This is a genomic window from Arenibacter antarcticus (assembly GCF_041320605.1).
GTDB classification, from domain to species: domain Bacteria; phylum Bacteroidota; class Bacteroidia; order Flavobacteriales; family Flavobacteriaceae; genus Arenibacter; species Arenibacter antarcticus.
Genome location: NZ_CP166679.1, coordinates 2,847,177 through 2,871,767, shown reverse-complemented (window position 1 = coordinate 2,871,767; position 24,591 = coordinate 2,847,177). Strand labels below are relative to the sequence as shown.

The 24,591-nt window shown below is 38.3% G+C and carries 25 protein-coding genes; 9 read left to right on the top strand and 16 right to left on the bottom strand.

Translation table 11 applies throughout. The features are described 5' to 3' along the window. Positions 1-17: 17 nt before the first annotated feature. Positions 18-560: a YfiT family bacillithiol transferase gene (locus KCTC52924_RS11815; protein WP_251808330.1), complete on the bottom strand. Its 543-nt coding sequence runs from the start codon at positions 558-560 to the stop codon at positions 18-20. A 245-nt stretch (positions 561-805) separates the two neighbouring features. Between KCTC52924_RS11815 and KCTC52924_RS11810 the strand changes: the two genes are divergently transcribed. Both KCTC52924_RS11810 and KCTC52924_RS11805 read left to right on the top strand, forming a co-directional pair. Further along, on the top strand, positions 806-1,444 hold the full coding sequence (locus tag KCTC52924_RS11810; protein ID WP_251808329.1) for a peroxiredoxin: 639 nt from the start codon (positions 806-808) through the stop codon (positions 1,442-1,444). Positions 1,445-1,742: 298 nt separating this feature from the next. After that, positions 1,743-1,934: a cold-shock protein gene (locus tag KCTC52924_RS11805; RefSeq protein WP_103442091.1), complete on the top strand. Its 192-nt coding sequence runs from the start codon at positions 1,743-1,745 to the stop codon at positions 1,932-1,934. A 568-nt stretch (positions 1,935-2,502) separates the two neighbouring features. Here the strand turns inward: KCTC52924_RS11805 and KCTC52924_RS11800 are convergent. The 4 genes from KCTC52924_RS11800 to KCTC52924_RS11785 form a co-directional block, all read right to left on the bottom strand. Next, positions 2,503-3,435 (bottom strand): peptidylprolyl isomerase, encoded by a 933-nt coding sequence (locus KCTC52924_RS11800; protein ID WP_251808328.1) that lies wholly within the window; start codon positions 3,433-3,435, stop codon positions 2,503-2,505. 139 nt (positions 3,436-3,574) lie between these two features. Next, positions 3,575-5,623, bottom strand: a complete 2,049-nt coding sequence (locus tag KCTC52924_RS11795) for a M13 family metallopeptidase (RefSeq protein WP_251808327.1) — start codon at positions 5,621-5,623, stop codon at positions 3,575-3,577. A gap of 59 nt (positions 5,624-5,682) precedes the next feature. Beyond that, positions 5,683-7,068 (bottom strand): M28 family peptidase, encoded by a 1,386-nt coding sequence (locus tag KCTC52924_RS11790; protein ID WP_251808326.1) that lies wholly within the window; start codon positions 7,066-7,068, stop codon positions 5,683-5,685. Next, positions 7,065-7,943 carry a PPK2 family polyphosphate kinase gene (locus tag KCTC52924_RS11785; RefSeq protein ID WP_251808325.1) on the bottom strand — a complete coding sequence of 293 codons (879 nt, stop codon included), beginning with the start codon at positions 7,941-7,943 and terminating at the stop codon, positions 7,065-7,067. Before KCTC52924_RS11785 ends, KCTC52924_RS11790 begins: the two co-directional genes overlap by 4 nt. A gap of 315 nt (positions 7,944-8,258) precedes the next feature. On the opposite strand from KCTC52924_RS11785, the gene KCTC52924_RS11780 reads away from it, so the two are divergent. Then, positions 8,259-8,948: a hypothetical protein gene (locus tag KCTC52924_RS11780; RefSeq protein ID WP_251808324.1), complete on the top strand. Its 690-nt coding sequence runs from the start codon at positions 8,259-8,261 to the stop codon at positions 8,946-8,948. 78 nt (positions 8,949-9,026) lie between these two features. Here KCTC52924_RS11780 and KCTC52924_RS11775 read toward each other — a convergent pair whose 3' ends face one another. The 10 genes from KCTC52924_RS11775 to KCTC52924_RS11730 form a co-directional block, all read right to left on the bottom strand. Next, on the bottom strand, positions 9,027-10,190 hold the full coding sequence (locus KCTC52924_RS11775) for a sigma-54 dependent transcriptional regulator (protein ID WP_251808323.1): 1,164 nt from the start codon (positions 10,188-10,190) through the stop codon (positions 9,027-9,029). Between the two features lie 9 nt (positions 10,191-10,199). After that, complete coding sequence (locus KCTC52924_RS11770; RefSeq protein WP_251808322.1) at positions 10,200-11,087, bottom strand: DUF6268 family outer membrane beta-barrel protein; 888 nt, start codon at positions 11,085-11,087, stop codon at positions 10,200-10,202. Positions 11,088-11,100: 13 nt separating this feature from the next. Next, positions 11,101-11,361, bottom strand: coding sequence for a hypothetical protein (locus KCTC52924_RS11765; RefSeq protein WP_251808321.1), 261 nt, complete (start codon positions 11,359-11,361; stop codon positions 11,101-11,103). Between the two features lies 1 nt (position 11,362). Then, entirely contained in the window at positions 11,363-12,700 is a 1,338-nt protein-coding gene (locus KCTC52924_RS11760; RefSeq protein WP_251808320.1) for an ABC transporter permease, read from the bottom strand. Continuing rightward, positions 12,697-13,629 carry an ABC transporter ATP-binding protein gene (locus KCTC52924_RS11755; RefSeq protein ID WP_251808319.1) on the bottom strand — a complete coding sequence of 311 codons (933 nt, stop codon included), beginning with the start codon at positions 13,627-13,629 and terminating at the stop codon, positions 12,697-12,699. Before KCTC52924_RS11755 ends, KCTC52924_RS11760 begins: the two co-directional genes overlap by 4 nt. Before the next feature lie 659 nt (positions 13,630-14,288). Continuing rightward, entirely contained in the window at positions 14,289-15,410 is a 1,122-nt protein-coding gene (gene dnaJ, locus KCTC52924_RS11750) for a molecular chaperone DnaJ (protein ID WP_251808318.1), read from the bottom strand. 9 nt (positions 15,411-15,419) lie between these two features. Next, complete coding sequence (locus tag KCTC52924_RS11745) at positions 15,420-15,992, bottom strand: nucleotide exchange factor GrpE (protein ID WP_251808317.1); 573 nt, start codon at positions 15,990-15,992, stop codon at positions 15,420-15,422. 155 nt (positions 15,993-16,147) lie between these two features. Next, positions 16,148-17,107 (bottom strand): TIGR01777 family oxidoreductase, encoded by a 960-nt coding sequence (locus tag KCTC52924_RS11740; protein ID WP_251808316.1) that lies wholly within the window; start codon positions 17,105-17,107, stop codon positions 16,148-16,150. Positions 17,108-17,227: 120 nt separating this feature from the next. Continuing rightward, entirely contained in the window at positions 17,228-17,893 is a 666-nt protein-coding gene (mnmD, locus tag KCTC52924_RS11735) for a tRNA (5-methylaminomethyl-2-thiouridine)(34)-methyltransferase MnmD (protein WP_251808315.1), read from the bottom strand. Between the two features lies 1 nt (position 17,894). After that, on the bottom strand, positions 17,895-18,398 hold the full coding sequence (locus tag KCTC52924_RS11730) for a DUF4920 domain-containing protein (protein ID WP_251808314.1): 504 nt from the start codon (positions 18,396-18,398) through the stop codon (positions 17,895-17,897). Between the two features lie 106 nt (positions 18,399-18,504). Between KCTC52924_RS11730 and KCTC52924_RS11725 the strand changes: the two genes are divergently transcribed. After that, entirely contained in the window at positions 18,505-19,575 is a 1,071-nt protein-coding gene (locus KCTC52924_RS11725; RefSeq protein ID WP_251808313.1) for a branched-chain amino acid aminotransferase, read from the top strand. A gap of 153 nt (positions 19,576-19,728) precedes the next feature. Here KCTC52924_RS11725 and KCTC52924_RS11720 read toward each other — a convergent pair whose 3' ends face one another. Further along, positions 19,729-20,115, bottom strand: a complete 387-nt coding sequence (locus KCTC52924_RS11720; RefSeq protein ID WP_251808312.1) for a nucleoside triphosphate pyrophosphohydrolase family protein — start codon at positions 20,113-20,115, stop codon at positions 19,729-19,731. Between the two features lie 556 nt (positions 20,116-20,671). Between KCTC52924_RS11720 and KCTC52924_RS11715 the strand changes: the two genes are divergently transcribed. The 5 genes from KCTC52924_RS11715 to KCTC52924_RS11695 all read left to right on the top strand — a co-directional run bounded on the left by KCTC52924_RS11715 (position 20,672) and on the right by KCTC52924_RS11695 (position 24,548). Beyond that, positions 20,672-20,836 carry a hypothetical protein gene (locus KCTC52924_RS11715; RefSeq protein WP_251808310.1) on the top strand — a complete coding sequence of 55 codons (165 nt, stop codon included), beginning with the start codon at positions 20,672-20,674 and terminating at the stop codon, positions 20,834-20,836. Further along, on the top strand, positions 20,833-21,204 hold the full coding sequence (gene crcB, locus KCTC52924_RS11710; RefSeq protein ID WP_251808309.1) for a fluoride efflux transporter CrcB: 372 nt from the start codon (positions 20,833-20,835) through the stop codon (positions 21,202-21,204). The genes KCTC52924_RS11715 and crcB overlap by 4 nt, the downstream gene beginning before the upstream one ends. Positions 21,205-21,745: 541 nt before the next feature. Beyond that, positions 21,746-22,084, top strand: coding sequence for a P-II family nitrogen regulator (locus KCTC52924_RS11705; RefSeq protein WP_251808308.1), 339 nt, complete (start codon positions 21,746-21,748; stop codon positions 22,082-22,084). Positions 22,085-22,114: 30 nt separating this feature from the next. Continuing rightward, the gene (locus KCTC52924_RS11700) at positions 22,115-23,365 is read left to right on the top strand and encodes an ammonium transporter (protein WP_251808307.1); all 1,251 of its coding nucleotides are present in this window, start codon (positions 22,115-22,117) and stop codon (positions 23,363-23,365) included. Positions 23,366-23,480: 115 nt separating this feature from the next. Continuing rightward, positions 23,481-24,548 carry an outer membrane beta-barrel protein gene (locus tag KCTC52924_RS11695; protein ID WP_251808306.1) on the top strand — a complete coding sequence of 356 codons (1,068 nt, stop codon included), beginning with the start codon at positions 23,481-23,483 and terminating at the stop codon, positions 24,546-24,548. The last annotated feature ends 43 nt before the right edge of the window (positions 24,549-24,591 follow it).

The window sequence follows — 24,591 nt, the reverse complement described above, 5'->3', positions numbered from 1 at the left end:
TTTTACACGGTATACATTTACCAACCGTTTCGTTCCTTTAGTCCACTGATATGCGCCAAATGATGGTTTCCATGCCATGCATACCGGCCAATATTTTCCATGAGGCTTACCTCAACATTACCCTTTGGATGAATGTACACTCTGGCTAGATCCTCTTTGGTTAAACCTCGTAATAGAAACACCAATTTTACATGAAGTGCTTTTATATAATCCAATGACATATCTATGGGTCCCAATCGGGCGTCAAACAGGTTGCTCCAATCTTTTTCTTGATACGCCTTAATCACCGGTTTGTCCTCGGTAAGCATCCATTTAAATCGAGTATAGCTATTATGGTGGCTGTCTCCTATATGATGGACTACCTGCCTAACTGTCCACCCTCCTGAACGATAGGGGGTGTTTAATTGCGACTCCGTTAATGGGCGTACCAAATCTTCTAAACGAGAGGGTAATGCCTCCAATTCAGAAATCCAGTCCGACACAATAATATCATCTACCGTATGCGTATAAACAAAATGCCCTATCGGGTATCTTAGTTGTTCTAATAATTTTTCTTCCATTCTTTATAATTAATAAAAACGATTCTATTTTAATTTTAAAATTGTAAAACCATACACCAAGAAATGTCAACTTCCGAAAATTGGCATCAACGCAATCAATTTATTTTTACACATTTTCCCTACCCTATCAAAATTAGCATTAAAATACAATACTTTTTAATACTTTTTTAACCTTTTATAAAAGTCAGATCAATTATAATCTACTAATTTTATAGGATATTAATTTTAACTAAAATCACTAGAAAATGGCAACAATACGATTGGGCGATTTGGCCCCTGATTTTACGGCGGACAGCTCCGTTGGAATGATTAATTTTTATGATTATTTAGGTGACGGATGGGGAATCTTATTTTCACATCCTGCAGATTTCACACCTGTATGTACTACAGAATTGGGGGCAGCTGCAAAGTTTAAGGGCGAGTTTGATAAGCGAAATGTAAAAATGATGGCACTTAGCGTAGATGGTGCCGTATCGCATGCAGAATGGATCAAGGATATTAACGAGACACAAAACACAACCGTAAATTTCCCGATTATAGCGGATGAGGATAAAAAAGTATCGACTTTGTACGATATGATACACCCCAACGCGGATAACAATTTAACCGTTCGTTCTGTATATATTGTTGCACCAGACAAAACCGTTAAATTAATCATCACTTATCCTGCCTCTACCGGCCGTAATTTCCACGAGCTTTTAAGAGTTATAGATTCGCTTCAATTAACCGCTTACCATAAGGTGGCCACCCCTGCAGATTGGAAGCAAGGTGAAAAGGTAGTAGTGAGTCCAGCTATCAGTACCGAGGATGCTAAAAAACTATTCCCAAAAGGTGTAGAGGAGATAAAGCCTTATTTACGACTTACTCCACAGCCAAATATTTAATTGTCTTGCGCATAGCGCACCGATTACATAAAGCAAAACCTTCCAATATGGAAGGTTTTGTTTATTTACAACCATTCTTTCTATTATTCAATTTTGTTTAAGATCTCATTATACAAACGAAATGTCACAAAACATATGACAGCCAACTAAGACTAGGTAAAACCCTTATAAAACAGCTATTTAGCAATAAAGTAATGGACGATAATATGAGAAAATTAAATATAACTATCAAAAAATCATGTTGTTAAACAATTATGTCCTATATTTGCATCTAATATAATTTTTTTAATTTTTTATAATGAATAAAGGAACAGTAAAATTCTTCAATGATTCTAAAGGTTTTGGATTTATCACTGAAGATGGCTCAAGCGAAGATCACTTTGTACACATTTCTGGTTTAATCGATGAAATTCGTGAAGGTGATGTTGTAGAATTTGAACTACAACAAGGTAAAAAAGGATTGAACGCGGTAAACGTGAAAGTGATTTAATAATTACGATACAACTTTTTTTTAAAGATAGAAGCCCGTCCAATTGGATGGGCTTTTTTATTTGCCATTGGCTACTTACTGGTGTGCATCTATACATATGTACACCATTTATGCAGGAAACATCTTAATTATAATATTTAATTAATTTTCACGCAACCAATCAGCAAATTTCACATCTACACTAGTATATATATAAATACCCCCTTTTAAATTTTAAAAGAACATATACTATGACTACCTTTTTCACTATCTTATTATCCCTATTGGTAATTAACGTTGCGTTATTGGTACTAAGCCTCAACAGACCTAAACGACAATAAACTAATGTCCATTTTTTATTCCCTAACCTCTTTCTACAATAAGGAACTTTTCCTTTTATTTTTAAGATAGGGTGATGGGCGAAACAGTATTTTACTAAAGACACTTTCGGCAAGCAACCGCTATAGCCAACTATTGGGAGTCCCTCACCAACCTAGGTAAGAACTGCCCCATTCCCACAAAACTATTGAATGCAAAAAGGCCCTAATTTCTTAAGACCTTTTACTTATATTAAAACATTCTTATTGTATTAACTAACTCCCATAAGTTCTACATCAAAGATAAGGGTAGCATCAGGAGGAATAACCCCACCTGCACCAGCACTACCATATGCCAAAGGTGATGGAATCACAAATCTCGCCTTATCACCAACCTTTAAAAGCAGAATGCCTTCATCCCACCCTGGAATTACCTGTCCAACTCCTAATTCAAATTGAATAGGCTCTTTCCTCTTATAGGAAGAATCAAAAACCTGGCCGTTTAACAAGGATCCCTCGTAGTGTACAGATACATTCTCGCCACTTTTAGGAGTAGCACCATTCCCTTTTTGAATAATTTTGTACCTAAGTCCGCTTTTGGTTTCTTCAAATCCGGCTGCCACCTTATCCAATTCCTTAGCCAATTTTTGTTTTTCTTCTACCAATCTTTTTTCCCTAGACCCTTCAAAAGTTCTAAAGGCTTCGATTGCATTCCAATTCTCGGCATCGGCACCTATCCGCGCTATGGTTAAACTTTCAATCTTATCCCCTTGTGCAATACTATCCACTATATCCTGACCTTCCACAACATGTCCAAAAACAGTATGTTTATTATCTAACCACGGAGTAGCAATATGGGTTATAAAGAATTGTGTCCCGTTAGTACCGGGTCCGGCATTTGCCATGGAAAGTACTCCAGGGGCATTATGGGTAAGTTCTGGATGAAATTCATCATCAAATTTGTAACCACCGTCCCCTGTACCTGTTCCTAGTGGACATCCACCTTGGATCATAAAATCTGGAATGACCCTGTGGAATTTTAATCCATCATAATAAGGTTTTCCTTGAGCTTTAACGCTATTTTCCAATGTACCTTCCGCCAAAGCAACAAAGTTACCTACCGTACCAGGTGTTTTATCATGGGTAAGTTTTACCAATATATCTCCTTTCGAAGTATTGAATTTTGCATAAATTCCGTCTTGCATATCGCTGTTTTTTTGTGAGGAACAAAGGTACTATTTTGTTTTGGAGTATAAAATAGTTAACGTTTTCAATAGAAATTATTCTTTAACAAAGAAAAGGGAGCCTTTAGAGCTCCCCTTTACATTCCAATATCCTACAAAATTACCAGATTCGGATCCTATTTTTAGGCTCCAAATACATATCATCTTCGGCTTGTATATCAAAGGCTTCATAAAAAGCATCTATATTCTGTAGCGGCTGTGTAGCTCTGTATCTTCCAGGAGAATGCGGATCTGTCTTTACTTGGGTACGAAGGGCCTCATCTCTGGATAGGGTGCGCCATATGGTTGCCCACGACATAAAAAATCGCTGTTCTGGAGTAAATCCATCAATTTTATCTGGTCTTCCATTTTTTTCAAAATACTGTTGCAGACCATCATAGGCGCCCAACACACCTCCGAGATCTCCAATATTCTCACCCAAGGTAAATTTACCATTTACAAATACGCTATCTAACACCTCAATTTTATCATATTGGTCAGCAAGTGCAGTACTACGGTCCGTAAACCTAGACAAATCTCCTTCGGTCCACCAGTTTACTAGATTTCCATTAGCGTCAAATCTAGAGCCACTATCGTCAAATGCATGTGAAATCTCATGCCCTATGACGGCACCGATTCCACCGTAATTTACCGCATCATCTGCCAGATAATCATAAAATGGAGGCTGTAGAATAGCTGCCGGAAAAACAATCTCGTTATTCATAGGATTAAAATAGGCATTCACCGTTTGTGGAGACATTCCCCATTCCGATTTGTCAACAGGCTCTCCTATTTCGGAAATATTTTTAGCATTCTCCCACTTTTGCACGGCCATCATATTGCTAAAATAACTGTTGTCCTTTGTAACCTCCATGGTAGAATAATCTTCCCACTTATCAGGGTAGCCAATTTTAACGGTGAATTTGTCCAACTTCTCTATCGCTTTTAGCTTAGTAGAATCGCTCATCCAATCCAATTTTTTTATACGGGTCTGAAAAGCAGATATAATATTGGCAATCATGGTTTCAGCTTTTTCCTTGGCTTCAGGAGGAAACATTTCATCCACATATAATTGACCTAAAGCTTCGCCAACCGAACTGTTTACCGCCGCCAATGCTCTTTCATCCGCGGGTCTCTGTTCCTTATCTCCCCTTAAATATTTGCTGTAAAACTCCCAATTGGCATTTTCTATAGGGGTACTAAGTTTTGAGGCGGCACTATTAAACGTATCCCATCGCACCAACGTTTTAATATCTTCCAAAGAGTTACTTTTCAAGAACTTATTTAATGCCTCTAAATATTTAGGCTGAGTCACCAGAAGTGTATCCATTTGCTTTTTTATCTCCATATCGGACATCAATTTTTTAATGTCCCATGCGGGTAAAAGCGCTTGCGTCTCGGCAATTGTTTTTGGATTGTTAAAGTTTCTGGCATCCCTGCTTTCCACCTTATCTAATCTTGGTTCTGCCAACGCAGTTTCCATGGCCAAAATTTTTATAGCCGAAGTCTTTGCTACAGTTTCATTATCTCCCAAGAACTGAAGCATTTTGGTTATGTAGTTTACATATTCTTCCCGGATTTCCTTAGATTTGGAATCCTGGTCTAAATAAAAATCACGATCAGGCAAACCTAATCCGTTAGGAAAAATATAGGCCGCATTCATCTCGCTATTGTTAAGATCCGGAGAAGCACCAAGACTTATAAATGGAGAATTGGCAGCTGGATCCTTGACCAGCAAGGTTTGTAATTCCGTCAAGGATTTAAGATTTGCTATAGCATCCAAGGTTGGTTGTAAGGGAGTAAGCCCCATTACATTGCGAGAAGTGGTATCTAATTTAGAATCGAATACAAAAAGTGCCTTTGCTTGGTCCGTATCATCGGCATATGTACCACTTTCTTTTGCCTTGGCTATAATTTTAAGCACATTGTCATCCGTAGACTTCCTAAGCACACTAAATCCGCCCCAACTGGAACGGTCATCTGGAATTTGGGTATTCTTCATCCAAGTTCCGTTTACATAATCGTAAAAATTTGTTTTTGGACTTACCGTAGTATCCATATTTGCCAAGATGATGCCTCTTGGAGCTTCCTTTTCTGTGTTGGTAGCTCCCTCTTTACAAGAGTTCATCACCGCAATACCAAGTACTGCAATTAATAACTTATTTTTCATTTGAGTTGTTTTTTCTGTCCCCAAAATTAACCAAAATGATTAGATTGGGAATTAGTTATTTAATTACTTGAAGCGACCGTTCCATAGGTATCAAAAAGATAAACCAAACTGGCCATCGCAGCTGCACCAAGTTCCAATTCTCGTTTATTAATGTGCTGAAAGGTATCGTTTTCCGAGTGATGGTGATCAAAATAGCGTTGGGAATCTGGTCGTAAACCAGCGAGTACAATATTGTCATTTTTTAACGGGCCAATATCAGCGCCACTTAAGCCCTGTTCAAAAAGGTGTACCATATAGGGTTCAAACAATTTTTTCCAACCCAGTAACTGTTCAAAATTCCCCTGATTACTTTCAAAAGTAAAACCCCTTGGTGTAAATCCTCCGGAATCACTTTCTAGGGCAAAAATATGATTCTCATTACCCTTTCTCGATTCGGATGCGTAGGTGGCACCACCTCGCAGTCCATTTTCCTCGTTCATAAACAAAACAACACGAATAGTTCGTTTTGGTGTGTAACCAGTAGCTTTCAGCAAACGCAACACCTCCATACTTTGGACGCTCCCAGCGCCATTGTCATGAGAACCATCTCCCAAGTCCCAGGAATCTAAATGCGCACCAACCACTAAAATTTCATCGGGATAAGTGCTCCCCTTAATCTCCCCAATTACATTAAAGGAATCCACATCGGGCAAGGTTTTACAATGTTGCCTAAAAAAGAACTTTATATCGGGGTTCAGTTTTAGGGATGTACTTAGCAATTCTGCTCCATTGGTGCTAATGGCAGCGGCAGGAATCCTTTTTTCAAACGGAGTATCCCCGTAACTCATGGCACCGGTATGAGGAAAGTCATCCAAACGTAAATTCAACGATCGCACGATTACCCCTATAGCGCCATATTTGGACGCCTCCGTTGCCCCCGAATACCTTTGGTCAACTGCAGCTGCATATGCGTCCATAGTATTTAAAATAGTAGGATCCATGGGCTTGTTAAAAAAAACAATCTTCCCTTGAATTTTAGTTGTCCCCAATGCTTTTAGCTCTTCAATGCCCCTTACCTCTATGACATTTGCCTTTATACCACCCATTGGGGTAGCTACAGAGCCTCCAAGGGCACGGACCGGAACATTATTGGTAAATCCAGCGCTACTTTCCAGATAAGCAAATTCGGGAATTCCCCTCACCCATTTAGGCACTTTCACTGGCTGCAACCAAACCTTGTCTAATCCTAAGGAGTCTAAAATAGATTTGGTATAACTCACCGCTTTTTCCGCTTGAATAGACCCAGAGAGTCGGGCTCCTATTTGATTGGAAAGGTAGTTTAGCCAGGTATATCCCTTACCATTGGATAGTGCTTCCTCGTAGATTTCCTGTATTTGTTTTTGGTCTTGTTGTTGCGCCTGGATCGGCATGGCTAAAAATAATGCTACTACCAAAAAATATTTCATTCGCTTTCCAATTGTTTTTTATATGCATCTAAATTAGCCTTTATTTTTTCATCCAGTTCCGGTTCCTTTATATCTTGGTATTTTTTTAACTCTTCCAATAATACGGAAGCTACAATTACCCGGGCCGCCTTTTTATTATCCGCTGGAACCACATACCACGGGGCATGGGATTTTGATGTTTTATTGATAGCTTCTTCATAACAGACCTGATATTTATCCCAGAGAAGACGCTCTTTTAAATCCCCTGGAGAGAATTTCCAATTCTTTTTCTTTAATGCCAATCGACGCAATAATCGCTTACGCTGTTCCTCTTTGGACAAATGGAGGAAGAATTTAAAAATAATGGTCCCATTTTCAGCAATATGACGTTCAAAATTATTGATCTGCTCAAAACGTTTGTCCCAAAATGCTTGATCAATGTCTGGCACCGCGTGTATTTCAGGGATATTTTCACCCAATATATATTCTGGATGCACTCTTGTCACCAATACATTCTCATAGTGGGTACGATTAAAAACACCGAATTTACCTTTGGCAGGCAATGCTATATAGTGCCTCCAAAGATAATCGTGCTTGAGTTCCAAATCCGTGGGTACCTTAAAACTGTGTACTACCACCCCTCTTGCATTAAAGTCTTTGAATACTTCACGTATCAGGCTGTCCTTTCCAGCAGTATCCATCCCCTGTATACAAATGAGAACACTGTATTTGGCATGAGCATAGAGGGTATCCTGAAACTCACCAAGCTCTACCCTAACATTTTTTAATTCCTTTCTCAACTTTTTATTGGATGCTTCGAAATCGTCCCTAGTAGGAATTGAATCCAATTGAACATCCTTGGTAACCAAATAATTCTCTGATGCAATTTTTTTCATGATTTTTGATTAGGGCCCAAAAATTGAGCGATTAGAATCATGAAATATATGAAAATAATAACTTGATAAAAGATACATTGTCAAACTACAGATGATGAATCCCTACTATTAACCTGGTAAAAAACCTTCAACCGCTTAAAAATTATCTCCCAAAATCAAGAAATCCCATATACCACCGACTCCTGAAACGACATTTTATGCAGTATAAACCCTAAAAAACAGGTCTTGGTCGAAAAAACAAGGTCCATCCCAATCTGTAAGAGTATCTTTACAATGTTGATTACCCAAGTCGAACAGATTACAAAAACCTACGTTATGAGAACTACCTTTCTCCTTCTTTGTGGATTGATCCCTTTAGTTTTTGCATCTTTTAAATCCAGCAAAGCATGTCTCTATGCTGGTTCCAATATCGAGTTTATCCAAACACAAACCAAAAAAGCAATTACTACAGAAGATTTAAACCTCGCTAAATATTTTGCGTATAAGGCTATAAATGCCATTGAAAAATCCAGATCCCAATTAGCGGATTGTGGCTGCGAACAAGCTACGGGTCTTATAGATGAAGGGGCTGATAATTTAAAGCTCGCTACAAAAGCAACCACTATAACAAGCTCAAGAATCTTGTTAAAAAAGGCGTTGGACTATACTATTGGGGGTTCAGAAGCATTAGAACAACACGACTCACACAACAGCAGATATAGTAATGACCTCTTGGCATTGAATACCACAGAATCCATTGCAGAGAAAAAGGCTATAAAAAAAATTAACACCAAGGAATTGGAAAAAACGATAGATAAATCCCTAAAACGGTTTAAAGAATCTATGGACCAGGTGGTAATCTCTGTAGATTGCAAGGAAGCGTACAACTATGCCAAAAAGGTTTTCACACTTTGTGAAAAGCAGTTATTACTACCCAATCTAAGCGAGGGGAAAAAATACTATAACTTAAAAACCAAGGAAATTGCGGCCCAAGCCTTACGGGATATTGGCGATTGTGACGAATAACAACCTTTGGTATTTCCCAAAATCACCAGGTATAGTCTTTAAATAGCCTATTTCTCCTCACTATTTAGTAGGGATACCCTATTTACTGGCAAACATTTTCACATCCTCCTCGGTAACCTCATTGTTGCCCAATATAATTAATCGTTCCACTACATTCCTTAATTCACGGATATTCCCGGTCCAATCATACCCCTGCAGAAGCACAATTGCCTTTTTAGAAAATGCTTTTACAGCGCTCCCATGCTCTTCCGCAATTTTTTTCGCGAAATACTCAATAAGCAAAGGAATGTCTTCCCGTCTTTCATTTAAGGCCGGAACCTTTATTATTATAACCGCTAACCTATGGTAAAGATCTTCCCTAAACCTCCCCTCGGAAATTTCTTTTTTAAGGTCCTTGTTTGTTGCTGCCACAACCCTTACATCGACCTTTATATCCTTGTCCGACCCCACACGGGTAATTTTATTTTCTTGCAACGCTCTAAGTACTTTTGCCTGTGCGGATAAACTCATATCGCCAATTTCATCCAAAAATATGGTACCGTTTTGGGCGGCCTCGAACTTACCGGCTCTATCTTTTATAGCTGAAGTAAATGCACCTTTTACATGCCCAAATAATTCGCTTTCGATCAGTTCTGATGGAATGGCTGCGCAATTGACCTCAATCATCGGGAAGGCATTACGGTCACTTTTTTCATGGATCCAATGGGCAACTAATTCCTTTCCAGTACCGTTAGATCCTGTAATAAGTACCCGAGCGTCTGTTGGGGCTACTTTTTCTATAATTTCCTTCACCATAGAAATTTCTGTGCTATCCCCAATCATTTCGTAGTTTTTACTAACTTTCTTCTTAAGGATCTTATTCTCTACAACAAGCTCCTTTCGATCAAGCGCGTTGCGTACTGTAGTCAAAAGTCGATTTAAATCTGGTGGTTTGGAGATATAATCGAAAGCGCCCATACGCATGGTATTCACTGCCGTATCCAGGTCTCCATGTCCAGAAATCATGATAAACGGTATTTCAGGTTTTATTTTTCGAACCGTTTCCAATACTTCCACCCCGTCCATTTTCGGCATTTTGATATCGCATAGCACGAGGTCATAATCGTCCTTTTTAATAGCTTCTAGCCCCTTTTGTCCGTCTTCCGCTTCTTCTACGATATAGCTATCATTTTCCTCAGATAGGATTTTCATCAACACCCTCCTAATCGCAGATTCATCTTCAATTACCAATATTCTAGCCATAGTTCTAATTTAAATTCCTATTCTAAAGCCAGTTCTAAAATAAAAACTGGGTTCGTCATTCAATGTAAAAATATCATTTCTTTCCTGATCTCTTAACACACCATCCTGAAACAAAGTATGTCCAATATATCCATAAAGGAACATATTTTTGGCCAAGGTATGTTGATATCCGAAGGTTACCAAAGCTGCAGAAGTGGATATGGAGGAAGCCAAACCAGAATCTGAACTAATGACGGAGCTTTGAAGGTTTACATAATAACCATCCAAAATAAACTCTGTCTGTAACATATGTTTCTCGTTAAAGTGATACTTAACGCCACTTTTAGGTGCACCTACCACATAGGACCAATTGGGATGGAACCGTTTTTCATAGTAAATTATAGGCAACGGTATTCTTAAGGCCACCGTAGAATTATAGGCAATCCCCAATACCAACCGCGTTGGTTTATCGGCCAGTGGCCGGTCTAAAATGGCCCCCACGGTAGCATTAATAGATACATCCCCTTTTTCTAAGGGATTGTTAAGGGTGGAGGATAAACGGGGAGTAAGCACTCCTACCAAACGCCAATCCGCATTGTATTGGTACACATAAGCCATATTTAGATCCAATACGTGAAAATAATCTTTAATCTCATCATTGAATGGTTCGCCCCTTAATAAATCGAAGGCAATCCTATTGTACTCTGCCCCTATAATGATATTATCCTTTTCCCGAACCTTAATCGGGACATTGACCACCAATTTTACACGGGACAGCTTGGCGTCGGCACTATTCCTAGGCATTAACATATACTCTAACCTAAAAATATCGGGCGTTTGTGCGGATACAAAGCTAAAGGACATAATAAATACTATGGCAATAGCCAGCCTCATCAATTTAATTCTTAGTATCATCATTAATTTCATAGGGTTAGGAAAGATTTTGTGAAAATAAAAAAACATAGCGCTGTGGAAATGGGATGCCGCTATTGTGTTTCCCAAAATCGGCATCTATCTTATGCCGTATTGCACTCTTTAACAGGGGATCCCCATAGTTGTCATTTATAAGTAAATTGAAGGAAACTACAATGGCATTGAGGGTGTCAGCAGCTATGTCTACCGTATCCGTATGCCAAATTTTAAAGGATAGAAATTCCCTGATCTGCATAATTATAGAGGACAATTGATCCATATCAATATTTAAGCCATTTAAACAAATCCTTATAGGAAGGCTTTTTACCGTACATTAATATTCCCACTCTATAAATTTTGGCGGCTAACCATACAATTCCAATAAACGTAATTATCAGAAGGAAAATAGAGGTCGCCACTTCCCAAATAGGCACTCCCCCTTCTCCTATACCACCTGGCAATCGCATAAGCATTACAATTGGTGAGGTTAAGGGAAACAATGAAAATCCTACTGCAATGGGTCCGTGAGGGTTATTAAAGACAGAAAAGAATCCCACATAGATAGCCAGCATCAACGGGAAAATTATAGGTAAGATAAATTGCTGAGTATCAGTCTCATTATCTACTGCAGCACCTATTGCTGCATATATGGAACTATAGATCAAATAGCCCAAAATAAAATAGATGATAAAAAAAGAAATCAGCATTACCCAAGGTATCTTAAATAGCTCATTGGCATACATTTGCATAGTAGTATCTGCGCTGGTCATATACGAAGCCCCTCCAATGAGTCCTGGTGTATTTTCGGAACCTGCGGTAAGCGCAGATGGGTCTATCCCAAAGATTAAAATCAACACTCCGAACAAGATGCTGGCAGAAATAATCCAAATTACAAACTGGGTGATTCCAGCCAGAGAGGTACCTATAATTTTCCCCAGCATCAACTGAAATGGTTTTACCGAGGATATAATAACCTCTATTATCCTGCTTGTTTTTTCCTCAATTACACTTCGCATTACAAACCCACCGTAAATAATGATAAACATCATAATAAGGTATCCAAATCCTCCGCCAATAAAGGCTTTTATTTCATTGATCCCTTTTAGGTTCTGTTCCCCTGAGAATGTGGAAGTATTAATATCAAAACTAACGTCTAACCGTTCAAAATCTGATGCCGAAACGCCTAAGTCTTGCAGTCTTTGCATTCGCAACCTATTTTCAAAAACAGATTCCAGATCAACAACAATGGTAGATCCTGGCGAATCTTTGGTATAGAATGTAGCACCGCCAGCTACCGATTCCAAATCTGATTTATTTGGGATGTACAACAACCCATAAAATCCCATATTAAGGATAGAGTCCTTGGCAGATTGCAACTCTAAATCCTTAAATTTAACAAAGGAGGTGTTATCCGTGGACTGAAAATCCGTTGAAAAATAATTACTTTCGTTCAACACTCCAATGGCCCTAATTTCATTGTCATTCATTTTGGTCAAATAGACAATTAAAGCCACCATTCCTACCATAAGAACAGGACTCAGGAATGTCATTACCACAAACGACTTATTGCGGACCTTGGCTAAATATTCACGTTTAATAATGAGTCCTAGCTTACTCATGAGTGTTGTTTGTTTTGAACTGTTTTAATAAAAATATCATTTGCAGAAGGAATCGTTTCGGTGAAATTATTAACATTGGCTTTTCCTGAAACATGGGACAGAAAAGCCCCTGTGTCACTTGAAGGTAATTTAACTGTAAAATTTAATTGACGACCGTTTTCTGCATACTCCGATGACAATATCTGAAATTTATCTCCTAGATCTTCCAATAATCCATTTTCACTTTGGATACCCAATCCCACTTTAAATATATTGTTTTTGTAAGCATTTTTTATGTCGGCAAGCTTACCGTCCAACAATTTCTCAGATTCGTGGATTAGAGCAATATATTCACAAAGTTCTTCCACGGATTCCATTCTATGGGTAGAGAATATTATGGAAGTACCATTTTCTTTAAGTCGAAGTATTTCGTCTTTGATAAGGCTTGCATTAATAGGATCAAATCCACTAAAAGGCTCATCAAAAATCAAAAGTTTTGGCTCATGTAGCACAGTCACTATGAACTGAATCTTTTGCGCCATTCCTTTGGATAATTCCTGAATTTTTTTATTCCACCAATCCCCTATTTCCAATCTTTCAAACCAATATTTTAGTTTTATTTTCGCCTCAGACTTGGACATCCCCTTAAGCTGTGCAAGATATAGGACCTGTTCCCCGACCTTCATGCTCTTATAGAGACCTCTCTCCTCCGGCAAGTAGCCTATCATAGAAATATGTTTGGGTTCCAGAGGTTTCCCATCAAACAAAATGCTGCCTTGGTCCGGATATATAATTTGATTGATTATACGGATCAGGGTGGTCTTTCCTGCTCCGTTGGGACCAAGTAGACCGTAGATACTGTTTTTGGGAATTTCCAGCGATATTTTTTTGAGAGCTATATGGTTACCATATTGTTTGGTAATCCCGTTAGCGACCAATATATTGTTCATTTCAGCAATTTCCCCAAAGATATATAATTGAAGTAGAAGAGGGAGGTAGGAAAATTATAAAATATTCTTTCCTCTCATTTTTTTACATGTTATAATATCAACTAATCATACGAAACCTAATATGCTTAGAGAAAAAAAACAAGTTCTAGAATATTCTATTAAAAGTTGCACAATAAGAGGATAGCGCATTTTAGCTGGAGCCTTATGGGTTTCACATCATCACAAAACCCACCCGAAAAAACGTTGAGATCCCGCCAAAGGGCGGGATTAGTTAAACCAGCACTACTTCACGCGCTTCTGCGAAGCTTTGAACTATTGGGTTTCACATCATCACAAAACCCACCCGAAAAAACGTTGAGATCCCGCCAAAGGGCGGGATTAGTTAAACCAGCACTACTTCACGCGCTTCTGCGAAGCTTTGAACTATTGGGTTTAACATCAACACAAAACTCACCCGAAAAAACGTTGAGATCCCGCCAAAGGGCGGGATTAGTTAAACCAGCACTACTTCACGCGCTTCTGCGAAGCTTTGAACTATTGGGTTTAACTAAAAAAACCCACCCTTAAAGAATCAAGGATGGGAAAAAAATTGCTATGAAAAAGAAAATATCGGTTTCCCAATATTATCTCAAATATAAGGTTTTAATTTTAAACATATTTTAAGAAAACATATCCTTTACTTTTTCAAAAAAGGACTTATCGGACTTTTCAGGCCTAGGTTCAAAGTTTTCATTATTTTCCATACGCTCAAAGAAATCTCTTTGTTCTTTACTTAATTCTTTAGGAGTCCATACATTTATATGTACCAATAAATCCCCGCTTCCATATCCATTAAGACTTGAAATACCTTTCCCTCTTAATCTAAGAATTTTACCGGACTGAATTCCAGCCTCCAACTTGATCCTTACTTTACCACCAACAGCATCTACCTCCTTGGAGGTTCCCAATACAGCTTCCGAAATACTGATATACAAATCGTAGTGCAAATTGTCTCCTTCCCTCTTCAGGGTTGCATGATCTTCTGTTTCTATGGCTACCAAAAGATCACCAGGCACACCATTTCCTGGGGCATCGTTTCCTTTATTGGGGACCTTTAGCTGCATTCCATCCTCTACTCCGGCCGGAATATTGATACTCACTGTTTCATCAGAAACTTTTAAACCATGTGCATCCGCATCACTTGGCCTAGCATCTATAATCTGTCCACTACCACTACAAGCTGTACACGTTGCAGCAGTCTGCATCCTTCCCAGAATAGTATTGGTAATTTTAGTGACCTGTCCCCTACCTCCACAGGTACCACAGGTTTTATAGGTTACCCCTTCTGCTTGGATTTTTCGTTTTACTTTTATCGTTTTTTCAACACCATTGGCAATTTCTTCTAAAGTAAGCTTAACCCTTATCCTTAAATTACTGCCTTTCACCCTTCTTTGGCCACCTCCGCTAAAACCGGAGAATCCACTAAAGCCTCCTCCGCCAAAGGCACCACCGAAAATATCTCCGAACTGACTAAATATGTCGTCCATATTCATTCCGCCGCCGCCAAATCCGCTGCCACCTTCAAAAGCAGCATGACCGTATTGATCATAGCGTGCCTTCTTATTAGGGTCACTTAGCACCTCATAAGCTTCGGCTGCCTTTTTAAACATTTCCTCAGCCTTGGAATCCCCTGGATTTTTATCCGGATGGTACTCAATAGCTTTTTTACGATATGCCTTTTTTACTTCTGGTGCAGTGGCATTTTTTCCAATGCCTAAAATGTCATAATAATCCTCCTTCATACTCTATATTTAGTTGCCTACGACCACTTTTGGATGACGAATAATTTTATCGCCCAGTTTATAACCTCTCTCAATTACGTCCACAATTTTTCCCTTTAATTTTTTATTGGGAGCGGGAATTTGGGTAATAGCATCATGGATTTCAGCATCAAAATCGTCGCCTTCCTTGACTTCTACATCCAAAAGCCCTTTGCTTTTAAGAGTTTCCTTTAATTTATTGCTTATTAGCGCTATGCCTTGGTACATAGCTTCATCATCAGATTTGGCAATTTCCTTCAAAGCCCTGTCAAAATCATCTATAACCGGCAATAATGACAAAATCACTTCCTGACCAGCCGTTTTAAACAAGTCCATTCTTTCTTTGGAAGTGCGTTTTTTATAGTTTTCGAACTCTGCAAAGAGGCGTAAAAACTTATCTTTTTCCTTGCCTAAATCTTCCTGCAATTTTTCTTCCACACTAAATTCCTCTTCCAATTCCATTTGCTCCTCTACTTCTATTGGAGATGCTGGATCCATTTCCTGTTGATCCTTATTGTTCAAAATCGCATCCTCCATCCCTTCTGTTTTATTTTCCTTGCTCATTTAAAATACATTTATATATATACTTCCGATTTGAAGTGGCAAAAGTACTGCCATTTCTTCTAAAATGTCATAATGTCATTAAAGTTTATAAAAAAAACATCCGCTTGTGGCGGATGAAGTCTTGTGACATATTTTTTGTAAGTTATTTTCACAGGCTAAGACACAAATTTTTCCTGATAGGCTGAGTCTGGGCCACAGTTTTGTTTTTCATTGTAAATTTCCCCCAAGGCCCTACATATATTTGAGTGGATAAAACTATACCCAGTTGCCTCAATTTTCTTACTGCTAACACGCTGACTAGCAAATAACAAATAAGACATTTCCCCTAAAATGAGTTGCATTGCCACTCGTGGAATGTTCGGTAAGAACAAGGGTTTATCCAAAACTTTCGCAATCTCTTTTGTCAACTTGTCATTACTCACTGGGTTGGGGCCAACACCATTGTAGACTCCAGTTAGTCCGGATTCTATTATATGTAAAAATATGTTGGCAAGATCTTGCACATGAATCCAAGATTGCCATTGCTTTCCTGAACCAATAGCTGCTCCAAGATAATATTGTATTGGCTTCGCCATCTTCGGCAAGGCTCCTCCTTCACTGGACATCACCAATCCTATTCTGACTTTGGCCACTCCTATATTCAATTTTTCAAATTTATCCACTTCTTCTTCCCATAGACGGGTGACCTCTCCTAAAAAGCTGTCATCTACCCTCTGCTCATCTTCCCTAAAATAATTGGATGGAGAATCTGGGTAAATACCAATAGCCGAGGCCGATACTATGACATCTATATCATGATCATCCAAATTACCCAAAGCAGTCGCCAACGTCCTCAATGAGTCCAGTCTACTGCTGAGTATTTTCTTTTTGTTATTCTTGGTCCAACGCTGGGCAATACTTGCGCCCGCAAGATTTATGATCGCGCTAACCCCTTTAAAACAATCGGAATCTATTTCGTTTTTAGCTGGATTCCAGTAATACCCTGTATATCCTTCTTTAGATATGATTTTATCTCTTTGGGTGGTTAGATAGTTTACGGAGATCTCTTGGTCCCTGCACAATTTCGCAATTTCTGTCCCCACCAAACCCGTAGCACCTGTAATTAAAATCTTCATAGCCTATTTCTAAACTTTTGATAAAGGTATGGGTTTTAAATCTTGATAGAGTTCTATTTAGTGTAGGTTTAACAATACAACTCCTGTATTTGTTAAGGTTTCCTTAACACGAAACCGACATTACACCTCCTTTACTGCTCGCAGCATCTCTCTTTTTCCAGGAGGACCGGGCAGACGTTCCACTGTAAAACCTACTGTTTGCATGGCTCGTCTTACAGCACCCTTTGCTGCATAGGTAACTAAAACACCCTTTACTTTCAAGGCACGATACATCATGAGAAAGACTTCCTCTGTCCACAGTTCTGGCTGAACTCTGGAACCAAAAGCATCAAAATAGATCAAGTTAAACTTCTCGGAATCAGAGATATCCCTAAAATCCATTTTCCGCTTCAATAAGCTAAAGTTATCCGATATTTTATATGGTGAATTCCAAAGACTTTTGTGCATTTGAAGAAAAATGGATTCAAATTTTTCTACCTTCAATGCTGTACTATAATCTAGTTGAGAATACTCCATCTCGTTAACGGGATATGCCTCTACGCCATCATAATTGACTTCTAAGCCATATTTCTCAGCTTCCAAAAAGGTAATAAAAGCATTAAGACCTGTTCCAAAACCAATTTCCATGATAGCTACCTTCTGATCTTGAAAAAGGGAGAGTCCATTTTTAATAAATACATGATAGGCCTCCTGAATGGCGCCGTGGGTGGAATGATACTGTTCATTCCAGTCCTCTATTTGAATGGTTTTAGAGCCATCCGCAGTTGTTATAATTTTCCTTTTCACCTTAATTTTTTAACAATACCCCATTCGCTACAAATGAATAAGTTTTCTTAGCATCGGTAATTTTGGCAATTTCCTCCTTGGATTTGCCGCCATCCTCCGCGAAGTGAATTTGATCTTCCACACTCACCTTCTCCACAAAAGCCAAACCATGCACCACTACCTCCCTACCCACAATATCCTTAGGCATAAAGAACCCATAATCTTTAAACTTCACCATCACTTCCTGGTCTTCCCCCAATTGTAGTTTCATCCAACACCCTTTAGCTTTACAAACATCAGTGACTTTAGTAGTGAATTTAGTGGAAATGGAATCATTCCCATCAATTTTTTGATATTCCTCAAACATAAATGCGGCGTCCAAAGCACCAGCACTCTCTATCTGGGCACCCAACTGTACAAAATTAACTGTAGTTAGTGTTTCCGATAGTGGCACCATGGATCTTTCTCCTTGCTTACACCCAACAAAGGCCACAATAAATACGATTAAAATGTTAAAATATTTCATTATTATTAGTATTTACAGACACTTCACAAAATTGGTCAATTTTAGTTAAAAAACGAAGTACCACTGCTGTTTATTGCTTAATTTTATTCCGTTAAATTTAATCGCTATGGAAACCATTTCAAATACAATAAAAGTGGAGAAAGTAAAAACCTCCAAAATTGATAAAGTAGATTTTAATAATTTAGCGTTCGGAAAAGTTTTAACGGACCATATGATGGTGTGTGACTTTAAGAATGGGGCCTGGGAAACTCCTAAAATTGTTCCCTATCAACCTATTACCTTAGACCCATCCGCTAAAATTTTTCATTATGGGCAATCTGTATTTGAAGGAATGAAAGCTTATAAGGATGCTGACAAGAATGTTTGGTTGTTCCGTCCACTGGAAAATCAAAAAAGAATTAATATTTCCTCCAAACGCCTTGCCATACCCGAAATTCCAGAAGAACATTTTATGGAGGGATTAAAAGCGCTTTTAAAAGTAGACCATGAGTGGATTCCCACCACGGAAGGAAGCTCCTTATATATAAGGCCTTTTGTTTTTGCTTCTGGCAATGGTTTTCACGCATCTCCAGCAGATGAATACAAATTCATTATCGCTTGCGCCCCTTCTGGATCTTATTTCGCCGGAAAGGTAAAAGTGCTGATTGAAGAAAAATATTCGAGATCCGCCAACGGAGGAGTCGGTTATGCCAAAGCTGGTGGTAATTATGCTGGACAATTTTATCCCACCCAATTGGCAGTGGAAAAAGGATACAATCAAGTAGTTTGGACCGATGATAATACCCATGAATATATAGAGGAGGCTGGTGCCATGAATATTTTCATTCGAATTAACGACACCTTGATTACAAGCCCCACTAGCGATCGAATTTTAGATGGAATTACCAGAAAAAGTCTCCTGGAAATCGCCAAAGACGAAAATATCGCAGTAGCGGTTAGAAAAATAACAGTGAAAGAAGTCGTAGAGGCTTCCAAAAATGGAAGTTTAAAGGAAATGTTTGGTGCAGGTACCGCCGCAGTTATATCTCCTATCTCCACTTTTGGACACCAAGGTCAAGATTACGACCTACCGGAATTGGAAAATAGTTATGCCTCAATCCTCAAGAAAAGAATTACCGACATACAATATAACAAGGCCGAGGATAAATTTGGATGGCGATACCGAGTAAAGGTTTAACACACAGCTTTGCTTTGCCAAGAATTTCTCCTTAAAATAGGAATTTAGTCGAAAAACAAAACCTCAATTTATAAAGTTGATAATGCCACCTCTAATTGAATTAGAAGTGGCTTATTTTTTATTTAAGATTCACACAATACAGGTCATAGTCAATTATTTCTTTAGGATTTCGGAAATTTCTGGCTTAAAGTAATTAGGACCTTTTAGCACTTTTCCATCTTCTCTTAAAATGGGTCTGCCATCCTCCCCTAATTTACTCATATTACTCCTTTGTATCTCTTCAAAAACCTCTTCTATCTTATATTGCATTCCATGCTCCAAAATGGTACCGCATAAAATATAGAGCATATCACCTAGAGCATCTGCCACTTCCACAATATCATTACCATTAGCAGCTTCTAGGTATTCCTTATTCTCTTCATCCATAAGATTGTACCGAAGCTTATTCTTTGCAAGCCCAAGATTTGCCCTAATTTTATCGGAGACACCCAACCCAAATGAGTTATGGAACAATTTTACCGCATCGAGTTTACGTTTCATTTTGTAAATATTTTAGGTTAGATTTGCATAAAAATATAAATATGTTCAGTACGGGACAATTAATTTTTGCCGCTCTTTTTTTTATAACTTTTGTTATTATCACCATATATGCCTATCAAAAAGATAAAAAACTTCACCAAAAGAACTATAAGGGTGTTAAATGGATAGGTCTTTTCTTTATAATCTTCATCCTAATCCTATTTGTCATTAAGTTTAATATAAAAAATTAACAGCTATTCCCCGACCGTGATAAAAATGCAAAATAACACTACAATCTTATCTTTTGTGATACGAGGCATAAGAAAAGTGGTAATTTTGCGTTGTATATCTAAATAGCATGTTTAATGGTCACTTTTTTTAGTATATTTTCGGTTTTGGTTGTAATTAACACGCTTTTATTTTTAGTTAGTTTTAACCACAATTCCAAAAAGAAAGAAAAGTCAGCAAAGCGTATTTCAGAATCCACAACAGTAATCTTCCCCCTAGCATCAATTGAATCGAAATACAAAAAAGCAGTCTAATTCTCTTTTAGAGGAAGCAAACCCTATCTCCATTTATGGACACCTTATATAAGGCATGGTTATTATTGCCTAAAAGTAAAGAATTAATGAGACCAGTTCCTTCCAACATAAACTTCAGAAGAATTTTAGATTTAATGAACAGCCCAGGTACGGCATTTTTTATTTACTTTGACGAGCAAATAAAACAAATGACCGAATGAAACAACTTATTCTTGTGTTTTTAGGTGGCGGTACCGGTAGCATTTTACGTTATTTAATCAGTAAAACCTTCAATAGTTCTATTCACAATTTTTATCTAGGCACTTTTCTAGTTAACGTTATTGGTTGCTTTCTAATCGGTTTTATCATTGGTCTTTCCGCAAAGAACGATCTGCTTACTCAAAATCAGGCATTGTTGTTGACAACAGGGTTTTGTGGGGGCTTCACTACCTTTTCCTCCTTTGCATTGGAACAACAAACCTTTTTAAAAAATGGTGATTTTCTAAATTTCACCGTCTATACCACTACAAGCATCCTTCTAGGTATTATGGCTGTAGTTTTTGGCTTTTGGCTTTCTAAAAGCTTTTAAGACAAAACAACCAGAACTTATCATTAGCCTTATTTAGAAACAGACATTTAAAAATACTCTTTCTACCTCCCAAAGTTTCTCCATTTTATATCCTAGAAACGGCTACCAGCATTATGGTATAATTCTGTCATGTGGACCGTTGACTTTTACACCCTGCACTACAGATGCATGGACTACCATAGCATGTCCTATTCTACGTAAAAGCAAAAGGAAGGCCTCTCTACCTAATGGCAATCAAACTATATTAAATTATCGAAAACCCTATTAATCCCCTACAAACTCTATTTTACATTAAATAAAACCACGCATTGATACAGAATACCTAACAAAACCGAATTAATACTACTATTTCATCAATTTACGAAATAAAACATCTTAATAAACAGATCAACATCTGCAAAATCAGGCTTATTTTTAATCACACCCACATTTAAATAGGGTGTATTTTGATTAAATAACAAAAATATCACAATACACCCCATATTTTCTAGGGGGTGTATTGTTTTAAATTACATTTATCAAAACAAACAACAACTGTTTTATGAAAAAAATAGAAGCAATCATTCGGAAATCAAAATTTGATGATGTGAAAAAAGCCTTGCATCAAATTGAAGTCAATTTTTTTAGTTACTGGGATGTAACTGGAGTGGGAAATGAAAAACAGGGCCATGTTTATCGGGGCATATCTTATAGCACCACGGACATTCAGCGCCGGTATTTATCCATAGTAGTATCGGACGAATTTCTACAAAGAACAATCAATACCATCTTAGAGACCGCATATTCTGGGAATGTAGGCGACGGGAAAATATTCGTTTCTGAAATCCAAGAAGCCTATCGCATCAGAACAAAAGAACGTGGACCAGCAGGTATCAACTAAAAAAATTAGCAACTAATAAACAAACACAATATGGACATAGGACTATTTACAGCAAACAATGTATGGATGATGATCTGTACGGCTCTCGTATTTTTCATGCATTTAGGATTTTCATTATTAGAAATTGGTCTAACAAGACAAAAAAACACTATCAATATACTATTCAAGAACATATTTATCATCTGTACTGGACTAATACTTTACTATTTCATAGGTTTTAACCTCATGTACCCAGGTAGTTTTAACGGGTTTTTTGGTTTTGCAGGATTTGGCCTAGAAGCCCCCTTATTAGCTAACGGCAGTTTAGACCTCAGCTATAATGAAGGGTATACTTATTGGACAGATTTCTTGTTCCAAGGAATGTTTGCTGCCACGGCAGCAACGATTGTCTCCGGGGCGGTTGCAGAAAGAATAAAATTGGGACAGTTTATGTTGTTCACCGTTTTATATATCGCTTTTATATATCCTATAGTAGGATCTTGGCAATGGGGTGGAGGATTTTTATCCACACTTGGCGGTGAGAATGCCGGATTTCACGATTTCGCAGGGTCAACCTTAGTACATTCCGTTGGGGGATGGGCCGCATTAATGGCAATTTATATTTTAGGACCAAGAATAGGTAAATTTGGCGAAGACGGAAAGCCCAATGCCATTCCAGGCCATAATATTCCTTTGGCTACCGCTGGGGTACTTATTCTATGGTTAGGCTGGTTTGGCTTTAATGGAGGTTCTGTATTATCGGCAGATCCAGCCAGTACTTCCATCGTCTTGGTCACCACCTGTCTCGCTGGTGCTGCAGGTGGAATAGGGGCGTTTATACTTTACTATATACGCTACAAAAATTACGACCTTACCATGATGCTAAATGGAATTTTGGGCGGATTGGTAGGTATCACCGCAGGGGCAGATTTAATGTCGCCCTCAGAAGCCATTCTTATTGGGGCAATAGCTGGATGTGTAATTATTCTCGGAGTTGCATTGATCGATCGCCTAAGATTAGATGATCCTGTAGGAGCCGTTGCCGTACACCTTATATGTGGCATATGGGGCACTCTAGCCGTGGGTATTTTTGGCGCCAAGGCCGGAATCACACAGTTTCTATATCAACTTTCAGGAGTTGCCATTGTTGGACTGTTCTGTTCTGTTATGGCGTTTATAATTCTAACGACCATTAAAAAAGCATCGGGAATTAGGGTGTCTACAGAAGAGGAAATGGAAGGCTTGGATATTCACGAACACGGTATGGATGCCTACGCCGATTTTAGAATGAACCAACATTAATAAACCTATACTAAAAAGATAACGGAGCGTTTTGTAGAACGCTCCGTTAATAACCCTTTCCAACAAAAACATCAATTTATTTTAACATCCATACCAGGATACAAACTATTGAATTATGAAAAAGATCATTCACACAAATTACGTAAAATATTTCCTAGTATCCGTATTAACCCTCCTATCTGCCCACATTTTTTCGCAGGATAAGGAGCAAAAAGATACCAAATTCTCCCTAACAGGAAGCGTAGACGCTTATTATCGGGTTAACCTGAACAGGGATAATGGTTTTGACGATTCCTCCAAATTACCCAACGCCGCTCCCGGCAGCTCTTTTGCCAATTTACCTGGATTTGCTTTGGGAATGGCCAATGCCATAATAAGTTACGAAGGAGAGAAAGTAGGTTTTGTCAGCGATTTGGTATTTGGCCCTAGGGGCACCGATGCTATTTTTGCTTCTCCAATTTATTCCGCAACCGGAAATATAGTGAACCAACTATATGTGTATTGGAAGGTACATGAATCGGTGAAATTGACTTTCGGAAATTTTAATACGTTTTTTGGGTACGAGGTAATTTCCCCAATGGGAAATTTCAATTATAGCACCTCCTATTTATTTTCTTATGGACCGTTTTCACATACTGGCCTAAAAGTAGATATCGCCTTGTCCGACACATTTAGTCTTATGTTAGCAGCAATGAACCCCACCGATCAAACGGAATTAAATTCCACAGGAAAATACGCCTTTGGCGCACAATTAGGCTATAACGGGCAGTATTTGAATGTATTGACCGATGATGGAGCTTATGAGATTGACTTTACTGGTGGATTGGATGTATCCGATCAGTTTTATCTGGGAATAAACGCTGCTCTTTATGATCATGACGGCCTAGGGTTTGCTGGAGTTGCGCTTTATCCACAATACGCTACTTCAGATAATTTCTCCCTTGGATTAAGGGGGGAATATTTCACTGAAATGGGCGATTATGGTGCCATTGGCACCGGTGAAGCGGACTCCGATGTTTTCGCCATAACACTAACAGGAAGCGCTAAAATAGGAGATTTGACCATAAAACCGGAAATTAGACTGGACAGTTCATCGGATGAATCCTTTAATTTTTTGGATAAAAATCTACAACCCCAAAAAAGCATGTCCTCCCTGGTAATTGCAGCTATATATGCTTTTTAGCAGAAAGACAAATCTTATAAATAAAAGGTCTGATCAACATGAT